Source organism: Sphingobacteriales bacterium (assembly GCA_016700115.1).
Lineage (GTDB): Bacteria > Bacteroidota > Bacteroidia > Chitinophagales > UBA2359 > UBA2359.
In genome coordinates this window covers 2,412,974-2,439,479 of the sequence record CP064999.1, presented here as the reverse complement: position 1 = coordinate 2,439,479, position 26,506 = coordinate 2,412,974, and the positions used below count along the sequence as shown (strand labels likewise).

Sequence of the window (26,506 nt, the reverse complement as noted above, 5' to 3'; positions counted from 1 at the left end):
GCGACTTCGCGTCTATGAGAACAAATCATCACAAATTAATCAATATACACTTTTCACTTTTCACAATTCACTAAAAAATGTCTCAACCATTTCAAGTGCCTTTGATGTCAGACCTTGTTGCACGGGGTGAAAAACCGGAATATTTATTTTGGGTTGGCTGCTCAGGCAGTTTTGACCAACGTGCTCAAAGTATCACAAAGGCTTTTGCCCGGATTTTACACCATACCGGCGTAAAATTTGCCGTTTTGGGAATGGAAGAAGTCTGTACCGGTGATCCTGCAAGACGTGCAGGAAACGAATTTTTGTTTCAAATGCAGGCTTTAACCAATATTGCTACCCTGAATCAATATGAAATCACCAAAATCGTAACCGCCTGCCCTCATTGTTTTAACACCCTCAAAAACGAATATCCTGAGTTAGGCGGACATTATGAAGTTATTCACCACACACAACTCCTTCAGCAATTGATAGATACAGGTAAAATCAAACTCAAAGAAGGGGGAAGTTTTAAAGGAAAACGAATTACGTATCACGATTCATGTTACCTCGGAAGAGCAAATGGAATTTACGAAGCTCCCCGAAAAGTATTGGAAGCATTGGATGCAGAGTTGGTTGAAATGAAACGCTGCAAATCAAGAGGGCTTTGTTGTGGTGCAGGAGGTGCTCAAATGTTTAAAGAAGACGAACCCGGAAACAAACACGTCAATATGGAGCGCACCGCCGATGTTTTGGAAAGCAAAGCTACTGTTGTTGCTGCTGCATGTCCGTTTTGCAATACGATGCTGACAGATGGGGTAAAGTATAACGACAAACAAGACGAGGTTCAGGTATTAGATATCGCAGAAATCATCGCTAAAGCAGCAGATTTATTTTAAAAGGGTTAAGACTTTATACGTAAGATAACGAACTAATTCATGAATCTCTTCATTATTTTATAAAGGCTTAAACTAACCATTCATCATTATCACATCAACACCTCTTAAACTGTTCTTATCAAAGTGTAGTTAACGTAATTTATTCACTTTTCACTTTAAAAATGACCGGATACGAAAACATGCCTCCAAGTGCGCGCACTTGGATTTACCAAAGCAGTCGCCCATTTACCTCCGAAGAAATCCCCGTAGTAAACCAACTTTTAGAAGAGTTCGCTACGCAGTGGGTAAGGCATGGAAAATTGTTAAAATCATGGGCAGGCATTTTGCACCGTCAGTTTATTGTATTGATGGTGGACGAGGAGGCTTTATCTGCAGGAGGATGTTCGATAGATGCTTCTACCCGAATGTTGAAGCAAATAGAACACACCTACCAACTCAACCTGTTCGACCGGCTCACAATAGCCTACCGAAATGAAAACGGGCAAATTGCAACCGCCCCCCGCCATGCTTTTGAAGCCCTGCTCGCCCAAGGAATAGTAACAGATAACACTCCAGTTTTTAACAATTTAATTTCTACTAAGTCGGGGTTGGAAACCGAATGGGAAGTCCCTTTACACCAAAGTTGGCACAAAAAACTGATAGGTTAGATTCCACCTTGACAAAGGTTTAATCTTAATAATGCATTACGGTTGACCGGCAATATTAATTTTAAACAGCGGAAAAGCCGATGATTTTAGATTTTAAAAAACAGAAACTGTTGTAAAGTGTTTTCCCGATTTTTTTTTAATCACGTCATTCGGTTTTCAGAATGTACTTTATGTTGTTACCAGTTCACCAATTAGTGTAGCCGTATCGTCTTGGTAATTCACCGAAACAGGTTGGTCGTTCAAAAGCCAATGGTTTAATTTGGCTGAAAAGTTTTTACCTATCTTTTTATAAGTTCGCACCCCCATTAAAGCTAGTGCTTCTGCATTGCATTGCTGTTCATATTGATTGTTCATAGGAATAACCATCAGTTTTTTACCAAGATACAAGGCTTCGGCAGGTCCTTCAAACCCCGCTCCCATTAATACTGCTTCTGAGGTAGCAACAGCTTCTACCCAATGAGCATTATCAATAGGACAAAGTTTAACATTGTCTTCGGTTACAGGTCGAGGTAAATTTTTGGTAAACACTTTCCATAAAACAGCCGGAACATTTTTAAACAGTTGAACTAGCATGGCAGGGTGATACGCTGGCAGGTAAACAGCAATATGCCCATTGTTTTGAATAGAGGCCTTTCGAATTTCTGAACGAATCACAGGCGTGTAAATAAAATTATCATACTTATTAAAGTGAAACCCGATTGATTTGCTGCCCGGAGCATAGTTTCGCATCAACCATTCTGGTGCTTTTTCGATTTTTGATGGACGGGGAGTTTTGTCAGACATGAAAGCAGCCTGATGACTCATTGCTATACATGGCAATCTTCGCATTTTACAAGACCATGCTGTTACAGGTTCGAAATCGTTAATAATCAAATCGTACTGATGAAGCCTGCATTTCCAGATATCGAGCAGTAATTGCAACGGTTTTATCTTTTTAAAAGTACTAAACCAATCAATTCCCCCTTTCTTTCCGGCACAAAAACTAAGCCCATACTTTTTGTAACATACCTCAAAAGGCAGATAAAGGCTTGCCTGAGTACCACTCATAAAAACATCTACTTGACCATACTGCTGTAAGTGTGGTATAATTTCTATAGCTCGGCTGATATGACCATTGCCTGTAGCCTGTACGGCATATAATATCTTCATTATCTCTCAGCCTAGTTTAAACTGAACAAAATCTGAATCGGCGTAAACACCAGGTGTTTCGTACAATTCTAAAATAAGCTGATTAAATTGCTTATCTGATTCTTCGGTAGTTTCGTTTTGAGGATAATGGTAAAGAGTCCATTTGCCTTTGTCATATTCCAAAGCACTTAAATTTTCTATCCAGTCGCCAGAGTTTAAATATTGAACACTTCCTTTTGATGTAACGATATGCCGAATTTGTGGATGGTGAATATGCCCACAAATAACAAAATCATACTTTTTTTCTATGGCGATTTCAGCGGCAATTTGCTCAAAATCACTCACATATTTAACTGCTCTTTTAACACTGTCTTTTACCCTTTTTGATAAGGACATTCGAGGCTTTCCCATCCATTCAAGAAAGTTATTGATCGTCTTGTTTAAGCGAATCAATAAATCATAGCTGCTTCCCCCTAACTTTGCAAGCCATTTTCCACAAGTAATTGAAGTATCGAAAACATCGCCATGAAAAATCCATGTTTTTTGACCGTTTAAACTGAGCAACATTTTATCTGTTAAAAAAAAATTGCCCAAGGTAAAGCCCGAAAACCGTCTCAAAAACTCATCGTGATTACCAGTCAGGTAATAAACCTTAGTACCGGAAGCTAAAAATTTCATGATTTTTTTAATGACTGCAAAATGCTCTTTTGGAAAATAACTTTTGCTAAAATTCCATCCATCAATTATGTCACCATTCAATATCAGAATTTCAGGCTGGATAGTTTTTAGATATAACAATAGTTCTTTGGCATGACAGCCATAAGTGCCTAAATGGGTATCGGAAATTACTACAATTTCTACTTTGCGTTTTTGCATGTTGAGAATAGTTTAATGAAATCAAAAACGTATGCAAAAGTAGAATGGACAAGTCAAGTAAATGTTAAATCAAGTTTGTGGTTTAGTTATGATTTAGTAACCAACAGGAACTTTTGAAATCTCATAATTTTTTCAACAAGTAATTTATACTACTTTTGAGTGCTCAAAAGCATTAGTATGGTTAATTCATAAAACTTCCTAACTATTCCGAATTTGGCAATAAAAAAGGATGATGTGGCAATATCTTTCCCAAACGAACATCTCAAAATCTGTCAAAAACAAAAAAAATGGACTTTGTTAGTAATTTATTAGTTTGTTTTGGCAACATATTATTTTAAGAACGGAAGATGGAGGATTTACTTATGAAATTTACCATCATTTAGTCCGGCAACGTTTTTTACAATACTGTATCAATTCATGGCAACAAACAAGAAAAAAAGAAGCAATCGCCTAATCTATATTTTAAGTGGGGTTGTGTTAGTATTACTTATTGGATTATTTATTGGCAAACAACAGGGCTGGATTGGAAAACCCCAACACACTAAAGTAGCCACTGAAAAAGCAGAAAAGCGCACCATCATAGAAACAGTGTCCGCCAACGGTAAAATTTACCCTGAAACCGAAGTTGCTATTTCCCCCGATGTTTCTGGAGAAGTGGTTCAATTGACGGTAGAAGAAGGCGATTCAGTTAAAGCAGGAGTATTGCTGGCCAAAATTAACCCCGATACTTATGCCTCTATGGTAGAGCGCGCAGATGCTGCGGTGAATGCTTCTAAATCCAGCACTTCCAATGTGGAAGCACAAATCACACAATTACAGGTACAATTGGAACAGGCCCGTAAAAACCATCAACGCAACAAACAATTGTTTAACGATGCGGTGATATCACAGGCAGACTTAGAAACTACTGAAACTGCAGTCAAAAACATAGAAGCACAAATAGCCGCTATCCGTAAAAGTGCAGAAGGAGCTACTTACAACGTTCAAAGCGCACAAGCCTCACTCAAAGAAGCCAAAGAAAACCTCAGAAGAACCAATGTTTATGCGCCTATCAGTGGAGTTGTGTCACAACTAAATATCAAAAAAGGTGAGCGGGTTGTAGGGACTTCTCAGTTTTCAGGTACTGAACTAATGAAGTTAGCCAATTTTAACAATATTGAAGTTAGGGTAGATGTGAGTGAAAACGACATCATAAGAGTATCGGTAGGCGATACGGCTATTGTTGAAATTGATGCGTATTTAAACCGCAAGTTTACCGGTTTAGTAACCCATATTGCAAGCAGTGCCAACAGCATCAACCAACTTTCAGGGGATCAAATAACCAATTTTACCGTAAAAATACGGTTGCTTAAAGAATCTTATGAAAGTTTGTTTAAAGAATATAAGATGCCATTCCGACCCGGTATGTCTGCTTCCGTAGATATCCAAACAAAAAGCGCTGTTAATGTGATTACTGTTCCCATACAGGCAGTAACCACCCGTGAAATTCCCGACTCACTGAAAAAAACTAAATCTCCTCAAGCCACAGAATTACAAGAGTTGGTTTATGTGGTCAAGGACAGCAAAGTAAAAAGCTATCCTGTAAAACCCGGAATACAAGACAATACTTATATAGAAATTTTGGAAGGACTTCAACCCGGCGATGAAGTAGTAAGCGCGCCTTATAGAGTTGTTAATAAAACACTAAAAGACGATATGCCGGTTGAAGTGGTAGATAAAGACAAACTTTATACCAATACAAGTAATAAAAAAGAAGAAGATCAGGAAGAAGAGTAACCTGTAATCTGTTTTTTAACTATCGGTTTGCTTGATAAAGCAAATTCATTCCGACTTTATCCCATATAGGATCAAACTTTTTGGTTACCATATATAAATATTGGTAGAAAACTTATCTTTGTGTTGTTTGTTAACAAATCAGGTAAATTCAGACTATTAAAAACCAATCCCGGTTTTTAGCCTAAATTTGTGTTATTTCTTTAAACATTGGTTACTATACTGAATAACCAACAAAGATGGCAATTACTTTGGATATACAACTAAACCCGAATCTATACCTTCGCAATCCCTCGGAAACTAAACTCGGCAACAAGATAATTTCTTTCAGTATTGAACTGATTGAAAAAATGGGATTCGAAGAATTTACCTTTCGAAAACTGGCATTGGCAATTAATTCTACCGAAGCATCAGTTTATAGGTATTTTGAAAACAAACACAAATTGTTGGTTTACCTGATTTCCTGGTATTGGGAATGGGTGCGCTTCAAAATCATACTGCGAACAGAAGAATTGATAAGTCCAACCGATAAGCTGAAAGCCGCCCTAAAAATACTGGCAGAAGCCTCAATTGAAGACCCCGAAACAGAATATATTAATGAAACCCTGTTGCACCATATTGTTATCTCAGAAGGACCCAAAGCTTACCACACCAAACAAGTAGATAAAGAAAATAAAGAAGGGTTGTTTTTGTGTTACAAAGCCCTGTGTCAGAAATTATATGAAATCATTCTCGAAGTAAATCCATCCTTTATTTATCCTCGTTCTTTGGCCAGTAATTTAATCGAAATTGCCACCTCTCATATCTATTATGCACAACATCTCCCCCGTTTGACTGATATCAGAGTTAAAGAAAATGATTATTCACAGGTCGAGCAGCTACTCTCCTTCTTTGCTTTTGGACTTCTTTGCCCGGAAAACACCGGATTGCCATCCTCTGAAATTTAAATATTGTGAAACAACGCTTTGATTTTTAGTAGTGCTAAATTTAGACTACCGGATTAAATTTTACCCTTAAACACTTATTAAACAAGAGTTGCAATACATCACAAGATGAGTATTTGTTAAAAACCCGGCGATTTTTCGGATACCACTATTTGTTTGTTTGTATTAAGGTGTAAATTTAGCCCAAATATAAACACTATGAAACTACCCTTCCTACCAACAAATTCCTATTTAACAATTACCGTTTTTGTATTGTTACAAATCGGGTACAACAGTTGTAATGCAGGATCAGAAAGAACCGCAAACTATGACTCTGCAAAATATGCCTCAACAACAGATTACGAAAGCGGAGGAGATTCAGAGCCAGGAACAACAGATGCGCTTGCCGTAAGTGCGCCTAATCAAAATTCAAACGGTGATATCCCTACACCGGTCAATCCTACCAAAATCATCAAAAATGCATCTTTAAGATTACAAGTTAAAAACTATGCTGATGGTTTGAAACAAGTGAAACAAATCGTCTCACAATTTGGCGGTGCTATAGGGTCAGAAAACGAAGCTAACAGCGCGTATCGGTTAGAAAACAATTTGACCATCAGGGTTCCTTCCCAACAATTTGATACTTTGGTCAGTCAGCTCATAACTGTTGCCAGTTATGTAGAAAGTAAACAAATTAGCTCTGAGGATGTAACCGAACAATATGTTGACATTGAGGCAAGGATGAATGCAAAAAAACAAGTAGAGGCCCGATATCTCGAAATTCTCAAAAAAGCAGTTAAAATTGAGGAAATTTTATCTGTTGAAAGACAACTCGGACTCATCCGAGAAGAAATTGAATCTGCACAAGGCAAGTTGAAATACTATGACAACAGAGTTCAGTTTAGCACAATCAATTTAAACTTGTATCAGCAGTTAGACTACACCTCTCCTTCACCTAACCGAAGTTTAATCGGACGAATTCAGGAAGCTTTCTTAAACGGATGGTACGGACTCATCGAATTTTTGGTCGGATTGGTCTATATTTGGCCCTTCCTTTTAATTGCTTTCGGCGGTATATTTTTTGTTTACCGCTGGCGCAAAAAACGAAAAATGCAGCAAACACCAAAACCTCCTGCTGACAACAACCCTTAAAGCTGAATCTGAACCAACGATTAGATATTTGAAATAAATTAAATCAACTGATGTTAAAAGACCCCACCAATCAACGTCCTATCAGAGTACTCATTGCGAAAGTAGGTTTAGACGGACATGATCGAGGCGCAAAAGTAATCAGTGCCGCACTTCGCGATGCCGGAATGGAAGTTATTTATACAGGTTTGCGACAAACACCACAAATGGTTGTCAATGCTGCTTTGCAGGAAGATGTTGATGCTATCGGAGTCAGTATCTTATCAGGTGCACATATGACTGTCTTTCCAAAAATTATCCAGTTGATGAAAGAGAACCAATTGACTGATGTGCTGCTGACAGGAGGCGGAATCATTCCGGACGAGGATAGGGAAGTGCTACACGAAATGGGAGTGGGAGAATTATTCCCTCCGGGGAGTGGACACCTCAGTAATCGTTGAATACATCAAAGATTGGGTTAAACAACACAGGAGTTTTTGATAAACCATCCAGATTAAACCCTAAAACTGAAGGACTCTCATCCGATAATTTCGGGTGATGTCAACAAAAAGTAATAATTTGAACGAAAAATTTTTTTTTGATAAAAAAGTACTAACTTTACGCCCGAATTAACAAAATGGTTCATTATGAAAAATTACAAACAATTAACTTTAGGCTTGATTGCAGCGCTTTTACTTTTTAGCGTAACAAATCTTTTTGCCCAAGCCGACGGGGATTTACCCCCCAATGCAGTAGCCGGTAAATGCTACGCTAAATGTCTTATTCCCGATCAGTATGAAACGGTAACTGAGCAAATTTTGCTTAAAGAAGCCGCTTCACGCATCGAAGTTGTTCCCGCTGTTTATGAAACAGTCGAAGAGCAAATTCTTGTAAAGGAAGGTTACAAAGTTCTTGAAATTGTACCTGCAACTTTTACCACAGTTGAAGAGCAACTATTGGTAAAAGAAGCCGGCAGCCGTTTAGACTATGTACCCCCTGTTTATGAAACCATTACCGAACAAGTATTAGTTTCTCCTGCTACAACCAAATGGGTACAAGGTAAAGCTGATCGCAACTGCTTGAACGAAGACCCCGAAAAATGTAAAGTGTGGTGTTTAACAGAAGTACCTGCACAATACAAAACAGTTACCAAGCAAGTATTGAAAACACCTGCTGCTACAACTGAAACTCCTATTCCGGCTGAATATCGCACCATTACCAAAGCAGTGGTTCAGACTCCTGCTTCTACCCGCGAAAAAGAAGTGCCCGCAGAATATAAAAATGTAACTAAACAGGTACTTCGTTCACCCGCTACAACCCGTGAAGTGGAAATACCCGCAGAATACAGCACTTTAAGCAGTCAAAAACTGGTTAAAACCGGTGGTTTTACCGATTGGGTGGAAGTATTATGCGAAGCTAAAGTAACTGCTGCTAAAGTTTACGAAGTTCAGCAAGCACTTAAAGCAAGAGGTTATGATCCCGGACCGGCAGATAACGTTATGGGAGCACGCACTAAAGCTGCTTTAGTTCAGTTCCAAAAAGACAATGGCTTACCCGTTGGCAACCTTAACGTAGAAACTCTACGTGCATTGGGTGTATCTGGAAAATAAGCATTGCTTAACTAACTTATTAAAAAAGCCTCCAATGAAGTTTCATTGGGGGCTTTTTACTTTATTGCCTTTTTATTGTGTTATCTTTTCTATTACCGTTTATATACATAAAATAGGTTTTCAAGCAACTTGTCAATATATGGAATACAACTATTGATAATCAAAACTCTAACGAATGGAAGTTTCATCTATTAAGATTGTGTTTGCTTGAGAATTTTCTGTTTAGTACTTTTGCAATCTAAAATCTCCATTATGATACAGCGAATTCAATCTGTTTACCTATTGCTCACTGCTATCTTTAGCAGCATTTTTATTTTTACGCCATTTGCTATCAGTGGAGACACGATATTGAAAACCTTGAATTACACATCACTTGTTGCTTTGAGTGCTTTGGTTGTAATAGTTAGCCTGACAACTGTTTTTTTATATAAAAACCGCAATTTGCAGGTAAATCTATGCAGATTAGCAACTCTGCTGATAGCTGCAATTTTAGGTGCCGGTATTTTTTATGCACTTACCACACCCGGAAACGACTCTCCACATTATGGAACTGCCTTTCCCCTTTTAGGAGCCATTTTTGTATTGTTAGCAATACGAGGAGTTAAAAACGATATTAAACTTATCCGGTCTATGGATAGGCTGCGGTAGAAGCGGTGTCAATCTTCCAATTCGAAATCTTCTGACGTTTGCTTTTGGGCTTTGATTAATTTTAGTCCCAACACTTCTTTTGGTGCAAGCATGCGCCACCTTCCTCTGGGCAAGTCCTTTTTAGTCAGATTGGCATACATTACGCGGTCAAGTTTTTGAACTTCGTATCCAATATGTTCAAAAATACGACGAACAACCCTGTTTCTGCCCGAATGAATGCTTATACCAACTTCGCTTCGGTCATTGGCATTTACATAAGCAATTTCATCAACGGTTGCAAGTCCATCATCCAAAATGACACCTTTTGAAATTTTGTCTAAATCCTGCTTTAATAAAGGACGGTCTAAAATTGCATAGTATATCTTTGGCACTTCGCTGCTGGGATGAGATAGTTTTTGAGCTAATTCGCCATCGTTGGTCAATAAAAGCAAGCCGGTCGTGTTGCGGTCTAATCGCCCGACCGGATAAAGCCGCTCCTCTGTTGCGTTTTTAACAAGGTCAAGAACAGTAAGCCGTCCTTCCGGGTCGCGTGCGGTAGTAATAATGTTTTTAGGTTTATTTAGCAGCACATACACTAATGGAGCGGGATTTAACACTTTACCATTATACCGTACAACATCTTTATCAAAAACTTTATGCCCCATGGCAGTAATCACTTCATTGTTTACGGTAATTTTTCCGGCTGCAATTAACTCATCTGCCTGTCTGCGGGAACTTGTACCTGCGCTTGCAACGTATTTGTTTAATCTCATTCCGGTTGTGCGCAATTCTTCGTAAACTGAAACAGGGGTTTTAATATCCTGTTTTCCAGCTAAGGTTACTCGTTTCTTAACCTCCAACTTTCTATCAATTCTTTTAATAAGCGGTTTTCGGATAAATCCTTTATGATCAGAGTAATTCCTTCGATCTTCCCACTCATTTTTATTATGATTGTTTTCGTCCGGTTTTTCTTCGCGAGCAGGAATAATTAGCCGTTTTTTTAAAATTTTGACCTGTTTCGAGGGTTGTTCAAGTTTGTTTTCTTTCCTTTTACTTATTTCTCTGTTTTCATCAGATTGGGGTCTTTCCTTTTGAATATTCTCTTGTTTAGAAGTGAAGATGCGCTTTTTCAACACAGGAAAGCCGGTTTTCCTTTTAGGATAGGTTCTTTCTTCCCGCTCATGATGATAAGTATAGTTCGTTGGCCTGTCTTGTTCATCTTGATGTCCAAGAGTGCGTTTCTTTAAATTCGGATAGCCGGTTTTGCTTTTTGAAAAAGGTTTGTCCTCTCTATCACTCCGATTGGAATAGTTCGGGTTTTTCTCCTGTTCGTCTTTGCTGGAATAGGTTTCTCTTTTTGAGGAATAGTCCGAATTTCTTTTTAAATAGGGTTTTTCGTTGCTTTCCTCCTGTTTAAAATAGGTTTTCCGTTTGTCCTTTTGGTTATCGCCATACCTATTTGAATAGTTTCTGTCCTCTCGACCGTAATAACCCGTATTGCCTCCTGACTCGTTACGATCTTTTCCATGTTTTGTTTGAGATTTGTACTCATATCTTTTTTTCTGTTCTGCAGTATTTGCGATTTCCTGATCTTTATCAATAAAGCTCTTAAATCTTTTTGCCAATTCCTGTGTTTCCTGAGCTTCTATTTTTCTGTTTTTCATGCTTTTCTTCAACTCTCCCCCTTTTATTTTTTTGGGAGAAAAGTTATTTTGTGATGCGTTTTTTTTCTTACCGGATATGGCATTGGATTTGGTGTTTCGTTTTTTCATAATTAACGGGAATAAATATTAAAAATAAAGCCTGATGGCAGCACGCCTTATTCCGGCGTTCCTATTTGATTGTTTTGTGGTTGAATTTCTTTGAGTTTTGGCAAATCGGCAATAGATTGAAGTCCGAAATAATCCATAAATAACTGAGTGGTGCCATAAAGTAACGGTCTTCCCGGCAAATCGCTTCGTCCTGAAATTTCAATCAGTTCTTTTTCTAATAACTTTTGAATGCTGTAATCACAGTTTACCCCTCTGATTTGTTCTATTTCTGATTTGGTAACGGGTTGTTTATAAGCAATAATAGATAAAGTTTCGATTGCAGAAGTTGATAATTTTTTTCGGGCTTTGATGTTCAGATAAACTGAAATTGTTTTATGATAAGCAGTTTTGGTCAAAAACTGATAGCCATCGCTAATAGGAATCAGTTCAAAAGCAAAATTGTTGTTGATATACTTTTGCCTAATCTCATGGATGTATTGATTCACTTGTTTTGCGGAAATCGGAATTTCCAAAGTTTTTTCTAAAGCAGCTATAATTTCTGCTTCTGATACTGCCTGATTTGCTGAAAAAATGATTGCTTCAATATGTAATGCTATGCTGTCCAAAATACTGAGATAACCGGCGTTGAAAAAGGTAAATACTGAATTTTATTATGCCTTCATTTTAATGGAAATGAGGGATAACTCTTCAGGAAAATTAAATGCTTGCCAAAGCTCATGATATAAAAAACCGGTGCCTTAATGTCCGATTATTGAATCTATCTTAAAACGCATCAAAGGTACGATTTTTTTGACTGCCTTTGTGATGATTATTTAGAATAAAGATAAAAGCAAGTATTACATCTTTGTTTTTTAAGACTTTAAAGCCAGAGACCAGATTAAATTTTTGAAAAGGTAGGATACTCCTTACCTTTGAGTTTGTCTGCCGGCATTTTTGATTGTATTCATCAGTATTAAAAAAGTAGCAACTCCATCAAATTGAACAATTTGACAGACCAAATAAAAAATTCACCTCCTTTTTTTAAAAAAATGGCTAAGATAAAAACCAGGTATTTATGTCAGCAATGTGGTGCAGAATCGGCAAAATGGCTTGGAAAGTGTCCGGTTTGCAATACATGGAACAGTTATGTGGAAGAAGTAATTCATCACCCCGACTCAAAAGAAACAGCAGCCACGCTGATTGGAGGGTTTGAGCCTTCGGTTTACGAAGCAATTGGAATCACACAGGTACAAAGCGTTGAAAGCAGGCGATTGAAAACTGCAGACGAAGAATTAAACCGGGTATTAGGTGGAGGAATTGTACCAGGATCTGTAATATTAATTGGTGGTGAACCGGGGATTGGAAAATCAACCCTTATGCTTCAGTTAGCAGTACAAAGTAACTACAAAGTGTTGTATGTATCCGGCGAAGAAAGCACACAACAAATAAAAATGCGTGCCGACCGGTTGGGTGTTTCTAATGTTAATTGCTTCTTGCTGACGGAAACTAATCTTTACAATATTTTTAAACAATTAAAATTAATGAACCCGGATGTTTGTATAATTGACTCAATACAAACGTTGGTTTCACCCATTTTAGAATCAGCCGCAGGTAGTGTTTCACAAATCAGAGAATGTGCCGGAGAACTTCAACGCTATGCAAAAGACACAGGTACCCCTGTTTTTATTGTAGGACATATTACCAAAGACGGACAAATCGCCGGACCGAAAGTTTTGGAACACATGGTGGACACGGTTCTGCATTTTGAAGGCGACCAACATCATAGTTACCGGTTATTGCGAACTCAAAAAAACAGATTTGGTTCTACTGCAGAGTTAGGAATTTACGAAATGCAACAACATGGACTAAGACAGGTGAGCAATCCTTCTGAACTTCTCATCTCTGAAAACAGTCGCCTATTGAGCGGTATCAGTATTGCCGCTATGATAGAAGGTATGCGCCCTTTATTGGTCGAGGCTCAGGCCTTAGTCAGCAGATCTGCTTACGGCACGCCTCAACGATCAACTACAGGGTTCGACAATCGTCGCCTGAATATGTTGCTGGCGGTACTTGAAAAACGAAGCGGTTTCCGGTTTGGGGATAAAGATGTTTTTATCAATATCGCCGGAGGCCTGAAAGTAGAAGACCCTGCCATAGATTTAGCTATTATCAGTGCGCTGCTTTCCTCGTTTGAAGACATTACAATACCCCCCGACTCCTGTTTTGCCGGAGAAGTAGGTTTGTCGGGCGAAGTGAGAAGCGTTAACCGCATTGAACCCCGTATTGCAGAGGCAGATAAATTAGGTTTCAAAAAAATCTTTCTCTCAGCAAGTCATAAAGGTCTTCCCGAAAATAAATACAAAATTCAACTGGTACCGGTAAATACTGTTGAAGACTTATATGGTGTACTTTTTAAGTAGTGGTCCTTGTTTTCAGTTTTTTTCAAACCGGATGTATTGATGCAGTTTATTTTTTTCGAGTTGTACCCGGAAACAAGGTAGTAGGTTGAACCTGTATTAAGGTGCGCCCCTGTTGACTCATAAAAGTAGCCTGTTTTTTTAAAGCTTCCGTGTCAATATAACTTCCGGCATTAGCTACTAAATTTTGCTGATACAGTTTCGCATAGTAGTATAAGTTGTGAAGCATATTTACAAAAGTTGTATCTCCACTACTTTGAATAGTAGCAAGATAAGCAGAAAGTTTATTTAGGATTGATTCAGTGGAGGCAGGCGGAGCAGATGCTACCTGCAATACCGGATTGTCAACCTCCTGATTGGTTTGCCCAACTGTAGCAGGAGCAAAAACAAATTTGCCATAAACCGAAAAATGGTCGGATAAATCAAAAATGCGCCAAAGCTTGTCTTCAATTGTCCTGAAAACACGCACTTCATTGGTCGCTTTTAAAGGTTTTAAAAAACTTTTATGCGGGAAAATGTAGTCTAAGTAAGAGACTCTGTAATCATCTGAACAATAATAGTTGTCTTTCCCATTAAAAGTGTACTTATTGAGTTCATAAAAAGGTTCCTGAACAGAAACAACTTCTAACATTTTACAATATTCATCCGAATTATTTTTAACCCTATCAACATTCAAATCACCTCCAATCAAAACTGCTTCTGATAAGGGTATATTTTGTTGACTGACGAACTGATAAAGTTCTTCCAGTTGTAATTGTCTGGCTGCAATTCTCTTTTTACTCCTTCCTGCCTGAGCATGAGTACCAAAAAGGTGATAATTTCTGCCGAGTTTATTGATTTTTGCATACATAACTCCTTTGGCAGCAAAACAATCTTCGCCTACACAATTGGAATAAATGTGTTGATTGGTTGCTTCAATCGGCCATCTGCTTACAATCACCACCCCTCCGCTAAACAAACTGCCATTTTTATCTAATACCTTTGTCTGATATGGATATTCAAAAGATAGTCCTTGTAAGAGAATATCCCGTGCCGCATTGTAAAAAACTTCGTTAAAAATAATGGCATCATAACCATGTACTTGCTGAGGCAGAACAGAAGCTCTTCGCTGCTGATGTGTAAATGCGATAGGCGGTTTTAAGAGAAAAACATTATAAGATAGTACGTTGATTATATCTGGGTTGATCAAATCAACGGGATTGGCGGGATAAGGCTGATGTTCGTGAATAGCTAACAAAATATCGCTGTTTGCAGCACGCGTGTTGCAGGCAGCAAACTTTGCGGTCATTTTTTTACCGTTCAGCATAAAGTCAACATCGTGAAATTCATTGTTGCTATGCCAGCTTTTATTTGTGTCTTTGGTGTTTAAAGCAAACTTCATTCTGCTACCTAAGACCAATCCGTGCAACCAAACTTTAAATTCAATAGTATCGGTGTCGGTATATATTCCAATAGTGAAATAATAATTATTCCCATTTTTAATGCCGACATTTCTGTTTGTCCATAACACATTGGTTTCTGGTTGCCATGCCGGAATAATGCCTTCTTTCCCCCACCAGGCATCATCTGATAATACAGTGGACGATTGTAAAGAAGTGGTTACCCAAAGTGGTAAAGAAGTGTTGTTTTGGAGTAAAATGTAAGATTCGGCTTTTAGGTTAAATGTAATTGACAGGGTAAACAGCAGTAGTAAAAGAGAGATTACACAACCTCTGATTAAATGCTCCATTGCTTTGTGTGTGTTGTAGTAGTGATTTGATTAAAGGATTTGATTGATACCCCCTGCGCATATAAACGATAGATCTTTTAAATTGTTATTCTGGCTGATATTGATTGATTGATTTTGTTTGGTTGTTAGTTATTCTTTGGATAGTTCTTTAAAATGCTATTTTTAAGGACTGTTTACTTCCTGACTTATTGTTCACTTTGGCTTCACGTTTCTATTTCAGTTTATCTTTAAAAGAATTTTGTCCTATAAACTTACTTCTATTGGCAGCGGAAATGGTCAATTAAGATACATTACGCCAATTACAACTAAATAACACAAAAAAATTCTTTTACTCAAATTACTTTTATCGTCTTTATACAAACGGGGTAAACATGTCTAATAATGTTTACCCCGTTTTATGTACATCCTGTTTTATGGAGTCTGAATTTATCTGCCTGTTCGCAAACCATTAACATAACTCACCATAAATGCATCCTTAAAGCCCCTTTGTTTTATTTTGTAAAGTGCTTCATCTGCGCTCATTTGGTCTGAAAAGTTGCCAATCAATACCCGTTGAGCATCGCCAGAGGTGCTTGTTTCAAGCCCTATTTTTCCAATATCCGTCAATTTGTCAAATTGTGAGATGTCGGGATTGCGAAAAACACCTAACTGAATACGGTATTCTCCGGCAGATTTATTTGTGTTTGCGTTGATTGGAGTTACGTCTTTGCCGGCTGTAAGGTTATCGTAATAAGTTGGAGTGCCTGAATTGTCTGCTGTAGTGGTTGAAGTATAATTGCCGGCACTGTTGTTTCCTGCGGTTGCAGGTTTTGAATCCTTTGTTTTATTTTTCGCAGAGTCAAAATCTGTTGAATATGCATGAGGCAGCTTTTTAGATTTACCGCTGCTTTTTGGTTTGCTGTAGCTGTTTTCAGAGTCATAACTGCTGTCCGTATAACTTTGATTTTTACTGCTATCTTCACTATTGGGTTGGTAGCTGCTATGTCCAGCTCCACCGTTTATTAAATTTTTATCTTTGTAATAATTTTTCCCCCGGTGATAATCCTGAAGTCCGAAATATCTGGGCGCGCTATAAATAGCATTGGCGGCGTAGCCTACAATGGCAAATTCTGTTCGCCGGTTATCCTGATGACGCGCATCATCACAAGGAATTCCATCTGAACACTCGTTGGTCAGTTGAGTTTCTCCAAAACCTTTTGCTGAAATTCGGGTAGCGCCAATCCCTCTGCCAATAATAAAATCCAGGGCTGATTGTGCTCGTCTTTCTGCCAAAGCGCGGTTGTATTCGTGAGTACCTCTGGAATCAGTATGCGAACGAAGTTCCAGAATAATAGAAGGATTTCGGTACATAAAATCCACCACTTTGTCTAATTCGGGTTTTGCGTCTTTACGGATATAGTGTTCGTCAAAATCATAATAAATATGGTTCAGATTGAGATAATCACTCGGAATACCATCTGTAATTACCACCTGATCTTGTGGCTGAATTTGTCCTTGTGGCCCGATTTTGGTTTCGTCAATTACTTTTATAATCGGGAAATCCAATGGCATGACACTTTCTGCCGGTGAGGCGCAATCTCTGCCTTTGGTTGATACGGATTTTACTTCGGTAAAATAATACTCTTTGGCTGCATGAATGACAAAGTCCGATTCAGAATCCAAATCGAAAGAATATTTACCGGATGCATCAGTAACTACCGTTCTTTCTTCGCGGGTGTCCACATTGGTCAAGGTAACAATGGCTCCCTCAACCGGTTTTTGTGTGCTTTTATCGGAAACTATACCCTCGCCCTTACATTTTGCTGCAGCAGTTGAGCCGGGACCTCCTTTTGGACATAGCGGAATTTTAACTTCAACTTGGGTGCCGCTCATGCCAACGGTTGAAATAGTTTGACTCCCGTCTTCATAATTGAGGCGGCTGGCTTTGACTTCATAGGACTTGCCGGGAGAAATGGGAAAAGAAAAACCGCCCTTTGCATTGGTGTTTCTTTTTTGCATCACTTTCCCGTTTTCAACAAGTTCTACCATAGCCCCTTCAATTGGTTCTTGTGTGTTGCAATCAACTACAACTCCAAGTAAAATATTGGTCAGTTTAGTGTAACTGTAAATGTCGTCATCACCTTTCCCGCCAGGACGGTTTGAAGAAAAATACCCTTTTGCGTTTGATGCGTCTATGATAAAAGCAAAGTCATCCGTATTTGTGTTAATTGGATAGCGAAGATTTTCAGGAGCACTCCAGGTTCCGTCATCCTGTAACTGAGAGGAAAAAACGTCTAAGCCTCCCAAACCCGGAAGAGCATCGGATGCAAAATACAAAGTATTGTCTTTGCTGATGAATGGAAACATTTCGCGTCCTTCGGTATTGATTTCAGGGCCCAGATTTTCGGGGCTGCTCCAACTGTCGCCGCTTCTGTAACTGACATAGATGTCGGTTTCTCCATACCCGCCCGGCATATCGGAGACAAAATATAATGCCTGCTCATCAGCACTCAGCGTGGGATGTCCGACCGAGAAATCATCGCTGCAAAAAGGCAGTTCTTTTACGCTGCCCCAACGATCATTGCCGTCAGATTTAGCTTCATAAATTTTTAAATTTACCGTGCTTAGTTTTTGTTCGGTATCGTAGCCTACAATCCCGTTCTGATAATTGTTCCTCGTAAAATACATCGTTTTAAAATCCTGGGTAAAAGTAACGGTTCCTTCATGTACCCAAGTATTTGCCTTCCCTTTGAAAGGCTCCGGTGCCAAAAGGCTGTTAACATTATCGCCGTCTTGTTTGGAATAGAACAGATCTAAAAAGGGAGCTTCCCGCCAATTGTATATCTTAGTTTTATCCTTCACATTGGATTCTGAGGAATAAACGATGCCTTCACTGTAAAAAGCAGGGCCAAAATCGGCTTTGTCGGAATTGACTGAAGCTGCCAATGCAGTTTGGTAAATACCCGGATTGGATAGAAAATAATTTGCCTGTTCACATGCTTCTGCTTGCCTCAACCCTCGGGAATCGGCAGGTACTAACTGAGCGTATTCTAAAAACATTTGTTTGGCGCGATCAAACTTGCCATTCATTTTTAACGCCATTCCATAATAGTATTTATGTACCGGCTCACTTTCAGGCAACTCAACAGCTTGTTCAAACCAGTATTCAGATTCAACAGGCATGTTCATCAGGCGATAACATTCTGCTAATTTGATTTTGGCTTCCGATAGATCATCATCTTTTGCCAGTATTTTTTTGTACTGTTCGGCAGCCGCCGGAAAAGCAAACTCATCAAAGAGTTGATTGGCCTTTTTTAGTCTTGGGTCTGAGGATTGTGCAGAAACTGTTATTACACACAACAGGCCTAACAGCAATAGCACGGCACAACAAGTATTCTTCATGTCGGGATGATTTTAATTTTCTTCTGCTTTTGTTTCAAGTCTTACTTTAAAAAACAAAAACAATACCAATTTTAGAATGACTGCTTTATTGTGAACTCACAGATTGGAATTATACACTGTTCAACAGACAATAATTCTCAAAATCTTAAATTGAGCGGCTATTACTACGCTATTTATATTGCGATTAATAAATGTAAAGATATGCACTATTCATTAACCACCAAAACAATAATTAAAATTCCTGATTTTTTAATCAACAGCCGGAACACATTATTTTTGAAATTCTGAATATGAATTGAATGTAGTTGAAAAGTACAACAACTCAATAACTTTCAGTTATCCGGACTCGGTTACTATTTTGAGCAAAGTTCGGAATGCCACAAAGTGATTGGCATATCTTTCTGCATGTTGTCTTTGCAATTTTGGGGCAAACTCGCGTTGATAGGTAAAATAATCGGCGATATTTTTGCATTGATATTGAATTGTATAAGTAACTCCTGAACTTTCATCCTGTTCCATCAATTTGCAAACCCGGAATTTTTGAAACAACTCTGTTTTCATCACTTCAGGAATATGTTCAGTTTGCATCCATAACAACCAGTCGTCGTGTTTGCTAAGGTCAATTTTTACCGTAACGCTATAAAGATACATCTCAACCTGTTTTTTTTAGAAAAAATGTTTTCCGGTGCCACCTGTTGGTATTATGCAAACTTAATCATTAAATCGTCAGGATGTCGAATCGGGAAACAGTTTTTTGCTTTTGTTCCAGATTACTAAAACATCTTTTAGATTTTTTGGGGGGTTATCTAACGATTGATTGTGCAGGACGATTAGACAGTTCAGTTTTGGGTTTTAGTATTCCAATAAAATATAAGTCCGTTAAATTAATTAATCAGAAAGGGCAGGTACTCAACTTCATGCACTTAAAATCAATGAGGTTAAAGGTCGAAAAAGCTAAAAATCTATCACTCATATATTTTTCATACCTTTGCCCCTTTAAAAAAGTAAACAGTATCCAGTAATGTTGAATTTAATATTGTTCGGACCTCCGGGAAGCGGTAAAGGTACGCAGTCTTCTTTTTTAATAGAGCAGTATCGCCTAAAACACGTTTCAACAGGCGATTTGCTACGAGAAGAAATGGCAAAAGGAAGCAAGTTGGGCTTAGAGGCTCAGAAGTTTATGGAAAATGGGATTTTAGTGCCTGATGAAGTAGTGATTGGCATGATTAGCGATAAATTAGATGAATATGCCGGAAAAGTAAACGGATTTATTTTTGACGGGTTTCCCAGAACAGTTGCTCAGGCAGAAGCCCTCGACCGGTTGCTCTTCGAAAAACAAACAGAAATAAGCAAAGTACTGTCTTTACAGGTAGGACAAGAAGAGTTGACCCGTAGGATATTAGAAAGGGGAAAAACATCAGGCAGAACTGATGACAGTGAAGAGACTGTACTTAAACGCATTCAGGAATATCATTCAAAAACTGCTCCTGTTGCCGGCCATTACGAAAAGCTGGGCAAGCTTGTTAATATTGATGGCGAAGGCAGTATTGACGATATTACAGACCTTCTCTGCGCCGAAATAAATAATTTGATTTAGTTTCTGAATAACATTGCTGTTTTAAAACCACAATTCGGTCAGGGTTGATTGTCCCGGATTCCGGTTGTTGATGGGTGAAATATATGGAAGGTGGTAATTTTGTAGATTATGTAAAAATTTGTTGCCGTTCCGGTAACGGCGGGGCGGGGTCTGTTCACCTTCGCCGCGAAAAATATATTCCCAAAGGTGGCCCTGACGGAGGTAATGGAGGCAGAGGCGGGCATATTATTTTGCGCGGAAATGCTCAATTATGGACCTTACTGCACCTGAAATACCGGAAACACATCATAGCCGAATCCGGAAAAAATGGAAGCGGAAATTTATCAACCGGTGCTGAAGGTGAAGATATTATTCTTGAAGTCCCTTTGGGTACAGTTGCCAAAGATGCCGAAACAGGCGAAACTGACTTTGAAATCACCGAAGATGGTCAGGAAGTGATTTGGGTTCCGGGAGGAAAAGGCGGGAAAGGCAATGCACATTTCAAATCTCCTACAAACCAAACCCCGCGATATGCACAACCCGGTGAACCGGGTCAGGAAGTCTGGAAAATTTTAGAACTTAAATTGCTGGCTGACGTAGGGTTGGTAGGGCTTCCAAATGCCGGAAAGTCAACGTTATTAGCAACAGTTTCGGCAGCTAAGCCCGAAATTGCAGATTACCCCTTCACCACCCTCGTCCCTAACCTCGGTGTTGTTGCCTATCGCGATCATCGCTCGTTTGTTATGGCAGATATTCCCGGAATTATCCAGGGCGCACATAAAGGTAAAGGTTTAGGTCACCGGTTTTTGCGGCATATTGAGAGAAACTCCATCCTCCTGTTTCTTATTGCTGCAGATTCTCCGGACATAAAAAAAGAATATGACCTGCTCCTCAAAGAATGTAAACTCTATAATCCGGAACTGACCCATAAAAAAAGAATTTTAGTGCTGACAAAATCTGACCTGATTGATTCAGAGCTAAAACAACTCCTCATCCCCACATTACCAAAGCGCATCCCTTTTGTGTTTATCTCATCTGCAACTGGAGAAGGAATTACCCAACTTAAAGACCTGATTTGGCTAACTCTGAATAAACCCGAAAACTAAACCCAATTTCCTTCTCCCACAATATATGCCAACAAACCCAAACGTTCATAATACCGGCGATAGCCCTTCTCTGAAAAGTTGGATATTGCTCATAGCTTCGGCTGTTATCTGGGGTAGTTCTTTTATCCTCATGAAAAAAGGTTTATTGGTTTTTTCACCCCCGCAAGTGGCAACAATTCGCATATTCTTCTCAATGTTAGCACTTTTGCCCTTTCTTTTCAGCGGATTAAAGCATATCAATAAAAAAAACCTGCCTTATGTGTTGGTGGTTGCCATTTCAGGCAGCGGACTGCCTCCCTTTCTTTTTACCGCAGCTCAGGCAAAACTTCCAAGTGCTGCTGCCGGTATTCTCAACTCCTTTACCCCTTTATTTACCCTGATTATCGGAATATTGGTCTATCATGTCGTTTTTGAATGGCGAAAACTGACCGGTGTATTGTTAGGGCTTGCAGGTGCTGTAGTTTTGGTCTTTACTACCGCACCGGACAATAATGACGGAAACAGTAACTACTTTTATGGACTCTATGTCCTGATTGCTACGTTATGTTATGGCATTAGTGTAAACACATTGAAACAATATTGTCAGGACATCCCTGCAACCGCCCTGAACAGCGTGGTTTTTGCCCTTCTGGGACCCTTAGCTGCAATTTACCTGTTCAGTTCTGATATTTTTTCTGTTATACAAACCAATAGCTATGCCTATACCGCCTTGGGTTATTTGGCTATTTTAGCCGTTTTCAATACTGCTTTAGCCGGTATTTTGTACTTTAAACTGACTCAGCAAACAAGTGCATTATTTGCTTCCACGACAACTTACCTGATTCCCTTTGTGGCCGTTTTGTTTGGAGCTTATGATGGCGAAACTATCGGGTGGAGCTACGGTATCGGCTTAATGCTCATCCTTGGAGGGGTTTATCTGGCTTCGAGGTAGTTATTATATTCGCTCGATTGCAGAGCGCATTGAAGCGTTACAGGTTCGCATTGCTTTTCCCGCAGATAACGCAGATTTTCGCAGAACTTGTTGATGTGCATTGAAGTGTTGCAGTTTCTCATTGCTTTTCCCGCAGATAACACAGATTTTCGCAGAATTTTTTTGGTGTGTATTGAGGCGTTGCAGATTCACATTTTTTTCCCCACAGATAACTCAGATTTTCGCAGAATTTTTTTGGTGTGCTTTGAGGCGTTGCAGGTTCACTTTGTTTTTCCCGCAGATAACTCAGATTTTCGCAGAATTTTCTGGTGTTCACTGGGTTGTTGCAGGTTCGCATTGCTTTTCCCGCAGATAACGCAGATTTTCGCAGAATTTTTTTGATGTGTTTTGTGGCGTTGCAGATTCACATTGTTTTTCCCACAGATAACACAGATTTTCGCAGAATTTTTTTGGTGTGCTTTGAGGCGTTGCAGATTCACATTGTTTTTCCCACAGATAACACAGATTTTCGCAGAATTTTTTTGGTGTGCTTTGAGGCGTTGCAGGTTCACTTTGTTTTTCCCGCAGATAACCCAGATTTTCGCAGAATTTTGTTGGTGTGCATTGAAGTGTTGCAGGTTCACTTTGTTTTTCCCGCAGATAACCCAGATTTTCATAGAACTTGTTGGTGTGCATTGTAGCGTTGAAGGTTCACTTTGTTTTTCCCACAGATAACGCAGATTTTCGCAGAATTTGTTGATGTGTTTTGTTGCGTTGCAGGTTCATACTGTTTTTCCTGCAGATAACACAGATTTTCGCATAATTTTCTGGTGTGCTATAAGTCTTTGCAGGTTCATATTATTTTACCCACAGATAACACAGATTTTCGCAGATTTTGCTGCTGTATATTGGGGCGTTGCAGGTTCGAATTGTTTTTCACGTAGATAACTCAGATTTTCGCAAAATTTGCTGACGTGTATTGTGGCGTTGAAGGTTCTCATTTTTTTTCCTGCAGATAACTCAGATTTTCGCAGAATTTTCTGGTGTGCATTGAGGCGTTGCAGGGGTGCTTTGAGTTATTGCAGGGGCACAATAAGTCATTGCAGGTGTGCAATAAGTCTTTGCAGGGGTACTTTGAGTTTTTGCAAGTGTGCATGAAGCTTTAGCGGAGGCACAATAAGCCCTTGCAAGGGAACTTTAACTTTTTGCAGGTGCACAATAAAGTTTTGCGGAGGCACAATATGTCATTGCAGGGGTGCAACAAGTCTTTGCAGGGGGACTTTTGGTTATTGCAGGGGTGCATTAAGCCTTTGCGGAGGCGAATTAAAGCTTTGAAGGGTGAGTTTATTTGATTCGGGTTTTACATAGTCATTTTTTTTCTGACAATGCCAAGTCGATTCCACAGATATTCCATTACAATCAGCCAACGCCGGACTATCATTCTGAGAGGAGGGTAACACAGCGTTTCGCAAAGAGTTTCGAAGCGTTTCTCATAAGGTAAAATGATATTGTGGGCTTAACCTACTCTTTAAAATATATAGAGGGCTTTTCAGACAGGTTATTTGAGACAATTACAACTGAACTATTGATATGCAGTTGGTTCGACTTCAACTAAGCAAACTTTTAAAAATAAAATGGATAATTTTGGACATACTAAATATTTAATACCATCTATGATTTGATTTTGCACTACGCATGATTAGTTAAAGTCTTTAAATTGGATGGGTTATTATAAACAACGTAAAGGTATTACCCCTGCAACAGAAAACAGGATAGGTGCGAAATATAAAAAAAATCAATAAAAATACTTGTTTGGCATCTCAATCAGACAAATCATCTTAACTTGTACTATCTTTGTAGATGCTCGATTAAACGGTTAAAGTATTTTGGAAGCAATTCTCCATAAAACTCACCTTGTCGCCAATTATCTACCCCCTTCCGGCGATTTTAACCCATCTTTTGACGGTTTTATACTACCATTTGGCTGATATATGCCAACCTCCGGTCTCCATTAGCCCCTTTTCGCCATTTCTACATCCCTATTCGCCGTTTCTAAGCCCCTTTACGGCGGCCACGATACCCTTAGAAACGGCCACGATACCCTTAGAAACGGCCACGATACCCTTAGAAACGGCCACGACACCCTTAGAAACGGCCACGACACCCTTAGAAACGGCCACGATACCCTTAGAAACGGCCACGATACCCTTAGAAACGGCCACGATACCCTTAGAAACGGCCACGACACCCTTAGAAACGGCCACGATACCCTTAGAAACGGCCGCGATACCTTTAGAAAGGGACCAAGCCATAAAAGACACAAAAATAGCCTCCTGATGACCAACTAATACCAACTCTGATTTGATTTTGCACTACGCAAGATTGGTTAAAGCCTTTAAATTGGATGGGTTATTTTTGACAATGTAATGGTATAACCTTATTACCTTAGTAAAATATATAACAAGTAAACTCACAACCTTAATACCTTATAAAAATGAAAGCATAAAAAAAAGGGATGTATGCACTTCGGACAATAAGATACTATGTTAGTTTCAAAGGGAATTGATAAATTTTTTTAGGATTTTTTAAAAAAGTTTTAATTTTGCTGTTGGAAGTTGTGACTATTCGTTTAGGACATAGCTATCCTGTGTAGCAAGAGTTAATTCTCTTGCTACTTTTGTTTTGTATGAACACTTACAATATATACGCTAAATCTGTTTACCCGTTGGTAATTTTAGATAGCGTTATTATTATGCAAACGTATTTGCATTTTTAGAACTTGCACTGTTTTCTTTTTTACAGGCAATGTGCAAGCTTATTCGATTTGGCAGTAGTAGCTTCTACCCGTTTTTGATGGTAATGACTATCAAAATCTTTTTGTTTTTTTCCATGGAACACATTAAACAGAGCAGTTTCCTGCTTGCAGCCGTGATGCCTTTCATTTTTATGCCACTCTTGTCAGTTATTCGGTCAAACAAGTCTTTGATAGGCATATTATACCTTACTGCTGATAGTGCCGGCATATAGAGTGCTGCTCTCAAAAAACTATTTCCGTGCTTTGAGATGCGTTGTTTGCCTTTAAAAGTGCCGGACTCTCTTTGTACTATATCAAGTCCTGTGTACTTGGTAACTTGCTTGGCATTGTTAAAATTCTTAAACAAATTAGTTTCAGCCAGCACAATCGTAGCCGTGATGCGCCCAATACCCGGAATGCTGACGGCACGCTTAACTGCCTCTAACAATGGCTTGTGTTTACTAACCAATAGTGCCATTTCTTTTTCTACCGCCTCTATCTGTTTTTGTAGGAGATTGACAGACTCTTGATTTCGTCCAAGCGTTGATTTAGAGGGCATGGAAGACCTTAGCATGGCATGTGTACGATTTTTCACGACTGTTTTATCCGCTATTAACCGACCATGTTCTCTGCAAAGTTGTTTGAGTTCGTACACCTCTGCTGATGGCGGCTCCCAACGGGCTAAGGTCTTCTCCAAGCCCATTTTAACAAGTAAGCGGGCATCTATACCATCGGTTTTTGACAATACATTTTCCGATTTTTTGTATGCCATCGCTCTACTGGGCAATACAACAGTTACAAAAGCTCCTGACTTGTCCAAATAATAAGCCAGATCCTCATGGTAAATGCCCGTAGCTTCCATCACAAAAACACGGTTAGTACAGTCTGGGTGGGTGAATTTAGTAACATACGCTAACAAGGCTTCATGACCCTGATCATCATTGGCAAAGGTCTTTTCCTCTCCAATATGTACCGTTTCCTCTATAGGCAGTTTGTATCCAATACGAACCGAATGGCTCTTAGAAGATACATCTATGCCAATAACTTCTTTTTGTGGCACTATTCTTTTAGCACCCAAGTTCTCAGTTCCTTTTTTCTTCATCTTATGCAAGATTTAAAGTGAAAAAATGGGTTAAACTACCTAATACCTCACTCCAACCATCCTCGCATTTCTATCCGAGATTATGCTTTTTCATCCTTTAGATGATCGATATCTCAAAATACTATTCGGTCTTCTGAACAGGTATAAAAAAGA

20 protein-coding genes and 1 pseudogene are annotated in these 26,506 nt (G+C 39.0%); 13 read left to right on the top strand and 8 right to left on the bottom strand.

The features are described from left to right. Nucleotides 1-77: 77 nt before the first annotated feature. On the top strand, nt 78-875 hold the full coding sequence (locus IPM47_08705; protein ID QQS30982.1) for a (Fe-S)-binding protein: 798 nt from the start codon (nt 78-80) through the stop codon (nt 873-875). A gap of 161 nt (nt 876-1,036) precedes the next feature. Continuing rightward, complete coding sequence (locus tag IPM47_08700) at nt 1,037-1,522, top strand: hypothetical protein (protein QQS30981.1); 486 nt, start codon at nt 1,037-1,039, stop codon at nt 1,520-1,522. 168 nt (nt 1,523-1,690) lie between these two features. Here the strand turns inward: IPM47_08700 and IPM47_08695 are convergent, their stop codons facing one another. Both IPM47_08695 and IPM47_08690 read right to left on the bottom strand, forming a co-directional pair. After that, nucleotides 1,691-2,671 carry a glycosyl transferase gene (locus tag IPM47_08695; protein QQS30980.1) on the bottom strand — a complete coding sequence of 327 codons (981 nt, stop codon included), beginning with the start codon at nt 2,669-2,671 and terminating at the stop codon, nt 1,691-1,693. A gap of 6 nt (nt 2,672-2,677) precedes the next feature. Then, nucleotides 2,678-3,526, bottom strand: a complete 849-nt coding sequence (locus tag IPM47_08690; GenBank protein QQS30979.1) for a UDP-2,3-diacylglucosamine diphosphatase — start codon at nt 3,524-3,526, stop codon at nt 2,678-2,680. A gap of 417 nt (nt 3,527-3,943) precedes the next feature. Here IPM47_08690 and IPM47_08685 point away from each other — a divergent pair, with 417 nt between their 5' ends. From IPM47_08685 to IPM47_08660, 6 genes and pseudogenes are all read left to right on the top strand, one after another. Then, the gene (locus tag IPM47_08685; protein ID QQS30978.1) at nt 3,944-5,302 is read left to right on the top strand and encodes an efflux RND transporter periplasmic adaptor subunit; all 1,359 of its coding nucleotides are present in this window, start codon (nt 3,944-3,946) and stop codon (nt 5,300-5,302) included. A gap of 236 nt (nt 5,303-5,538) precedes the next feature. Then, entirely contained in the window at nt 5,539-6,246 is a 708-nt protein-coding gene (locus tag IPM47_08680) for a TetR/AcrR family transcriptional regulator (GenBank protein ID QQS30977.1), read from the top strand. A gap of 195 nt (nt 6,247-6,441) precedes the next feature. Continuing rightward, nucleotides 6,442-7,374, top strand: coding sequence for a DUF4349 domain-containing protein (locus IPM47_08675; GenBank protein QQS30976.1), 933 nt, complete (start codon nt 6,442-6,444; stop codon nt 7,372-7,374). Nucleotides 7,375-7,424: 50 nt separating this feature from the next. Further along, nucleotides 7,425-7,851: pseudogene (locus IPM47_08670) on the top strand (cobalamin B12-binding domain-containing protein). Nucleotides 7,852-7,997: 146 nt separating this feature from the next. After that, nucleotides 7,998-8,960, top strand: a complete 963-nt coding sequence (locus IPM47_08665) for a peptidoglycan-binding protein (GenBank protein ID QQS30975.1) — start codon at nt 7,998-8,000, stop codon at nt 8,958-8,960. 252 nt (nt 8,961-9,212) lie between these two features. Next, the gene (locus tag IPM47_08660; protein ID QQS30974.1) at nt 9,213-9,608 is read left to right on the top strand and encodes a DUF4293 domain-containing protein; all 396 of its coding nucleotides are present in this window, start codon (nt 9,213-9,215) and stop codon (nt 9,606-9,608) included. Between the two features lie 8 nt (nt 9,609-9,616). On the opposite strand, the gene IPM47_08655 is transcribed toward IPM47_08660, so the two are convergent. Continuing rightward, nucleotides 9,617-11,251: an rRNA pseudouridine synthase gene (locus IPM47_08655; GenBank protein ID QQS31428.1), complete on the bottom strand. Its 1,635-nt coding sequence runs from the start codon at nt 11,249-11,251 to the stop codon at nt 9,617-9,619. Between the two features lie 155 nt (nt 11,252-11,406). Continuing rightward, nucleotides 11,407-11,964 carry an SMC-Scp complex subunit ScpB gene (gene scpB, locus IPM47_08650; protein QQS30973.1) on the bottom strand — a complete coding sequence of 186 codons (558 nt, stop codon included), beginning with the start codon at nt 11,962-11,964 and terminating at the stop codon, nt 11,407-11,409. Between the two features lie 423 nt (nt 11,965-12,387). On the opposite strand from scpB, the gene radA reads away from it, so the two are divergent. Further along, nucleotides 12,388-13,758, top strand: a complete 1,371-nt coding sequence (gene radA, locus IPM47_08645; GenBank protein QQS30972.1) for a DNA repair protein RadA — start codon at nt 12,388-12,390, stop codon at nt 13,756-13,758. A gap of 46 nt (nt 13,759-13,804) precedes the next feature. Here the strand turns inward: radA and IPM47_08640 are convergent, their stop codons facing one another. From IPM47_08640 to IPM47_08630, 3 genes are all read right to left on the bottom strand, one after another. After that, the gene (locus IPM47_08640; GenBank protein ID QQS30971.1) at nt 13,805-15,484 is read right to left on the bottom strand and encodes a sphingomyelin phosphodiesterase; all 1,680 of its coding nucleotides are present in this window, start codon (nt 15,482-15,484) and stop codon (nt 13,805-13,807) included. A gap of 426 nt (nt 15,485-15,910) precedes the next feature. After that, nucleotides 15,911-18,865 (bottom strand): carboxypeptidase regulatory-like domain-containing protein, encoded by a 2,955-nt coding sequence (locus IPM47_08635; GenBank protein ID QQS30970.1) that lies wholly within the window; start codon nt 18,863-18,865, stop codon nt 15,911-15,913. 336 nt (nt 18,866-19,201) lie between these two features. Continuing rightward, nucleotides 19,202-19,516 carry a DUF4286 family protein gene (locus IPM47_08630; GenBank protein ID QQS30969.1) on the bottom strand — a complete coding sequence of 105 codons (315 nt, stop codon included), beginning with the start codon at nt 19,514-19,516 and terminating at the stop codon, nt 19,202-19,204. Nucleotides 19,517-19,886: 370 nt separating this feature from the next. Here IPM47_08630 and IPM47_08625 point away from each other — a divergent pair, with 370 nt between their 5' ends. From IPM47_08625 to IPM47_08610, 4 genes are all read left to right on the top strand, one after another. Beyond that, nucleotides 19,887-20,462 (top strand): adenylate kinase, encoded by a 576-nt coding sequence (locus tag IPM47_08625; GenBank protein ID QQS30968.1) that lies wholly within the window; start codon nt 19,887-19,889, stop codon nt 20,460-20,462. 83 nt (nt 20,463-20,545) lie between these two features. After that, nucleotides 20,546-21,547 carry a GTPase ObgE gene (gene obgE, locus IPM47_08620; protein QQS30967.1) on the top strand — a complete coding sequence of 334 codons (1,002 nt, stop codon included), beginning with the start codon at nt 20,546-20,548 and terminating at the stop codon, nt 21,545-21,547. 25 nt (nt 21,548-21,572) lie between these two features. Then, complete coding sequence (locus tag IPM47_08615; GenBank protein ID QQS30966.1) at nt 21,573-22,478, top strand: EamA family transporter; 906 nt, start codon at nt 21,573-21,575, stop codon at nt 22,476-22,478. Nucleotides 22,479-24,371: 1,893 nt separating this feature from the next. Continuing rightward, entirely contained in the window at nt 24,372-24,794 is a 423-nt protein-coding gene (locus IPM47_08610; protein ID QQS30965.1) for a hypothetical protein, read from the top strand. Nucleotides 24,795-25,297: 503 nt separating this feature from the next. Here IPM47_08610 and IPM47_08605 read toward each other — a convergent pair. Next, entirely contained in the window at nt 25,298-26,353 is a 1,056-nt protein-coding gene (locus IPM47_08605; protein QQS30964.1) for an IS110 family transposase, read from the bottom strand. Between the last annotated feature and the right edge of the window lie 153 nt (nt 26,354-26,506).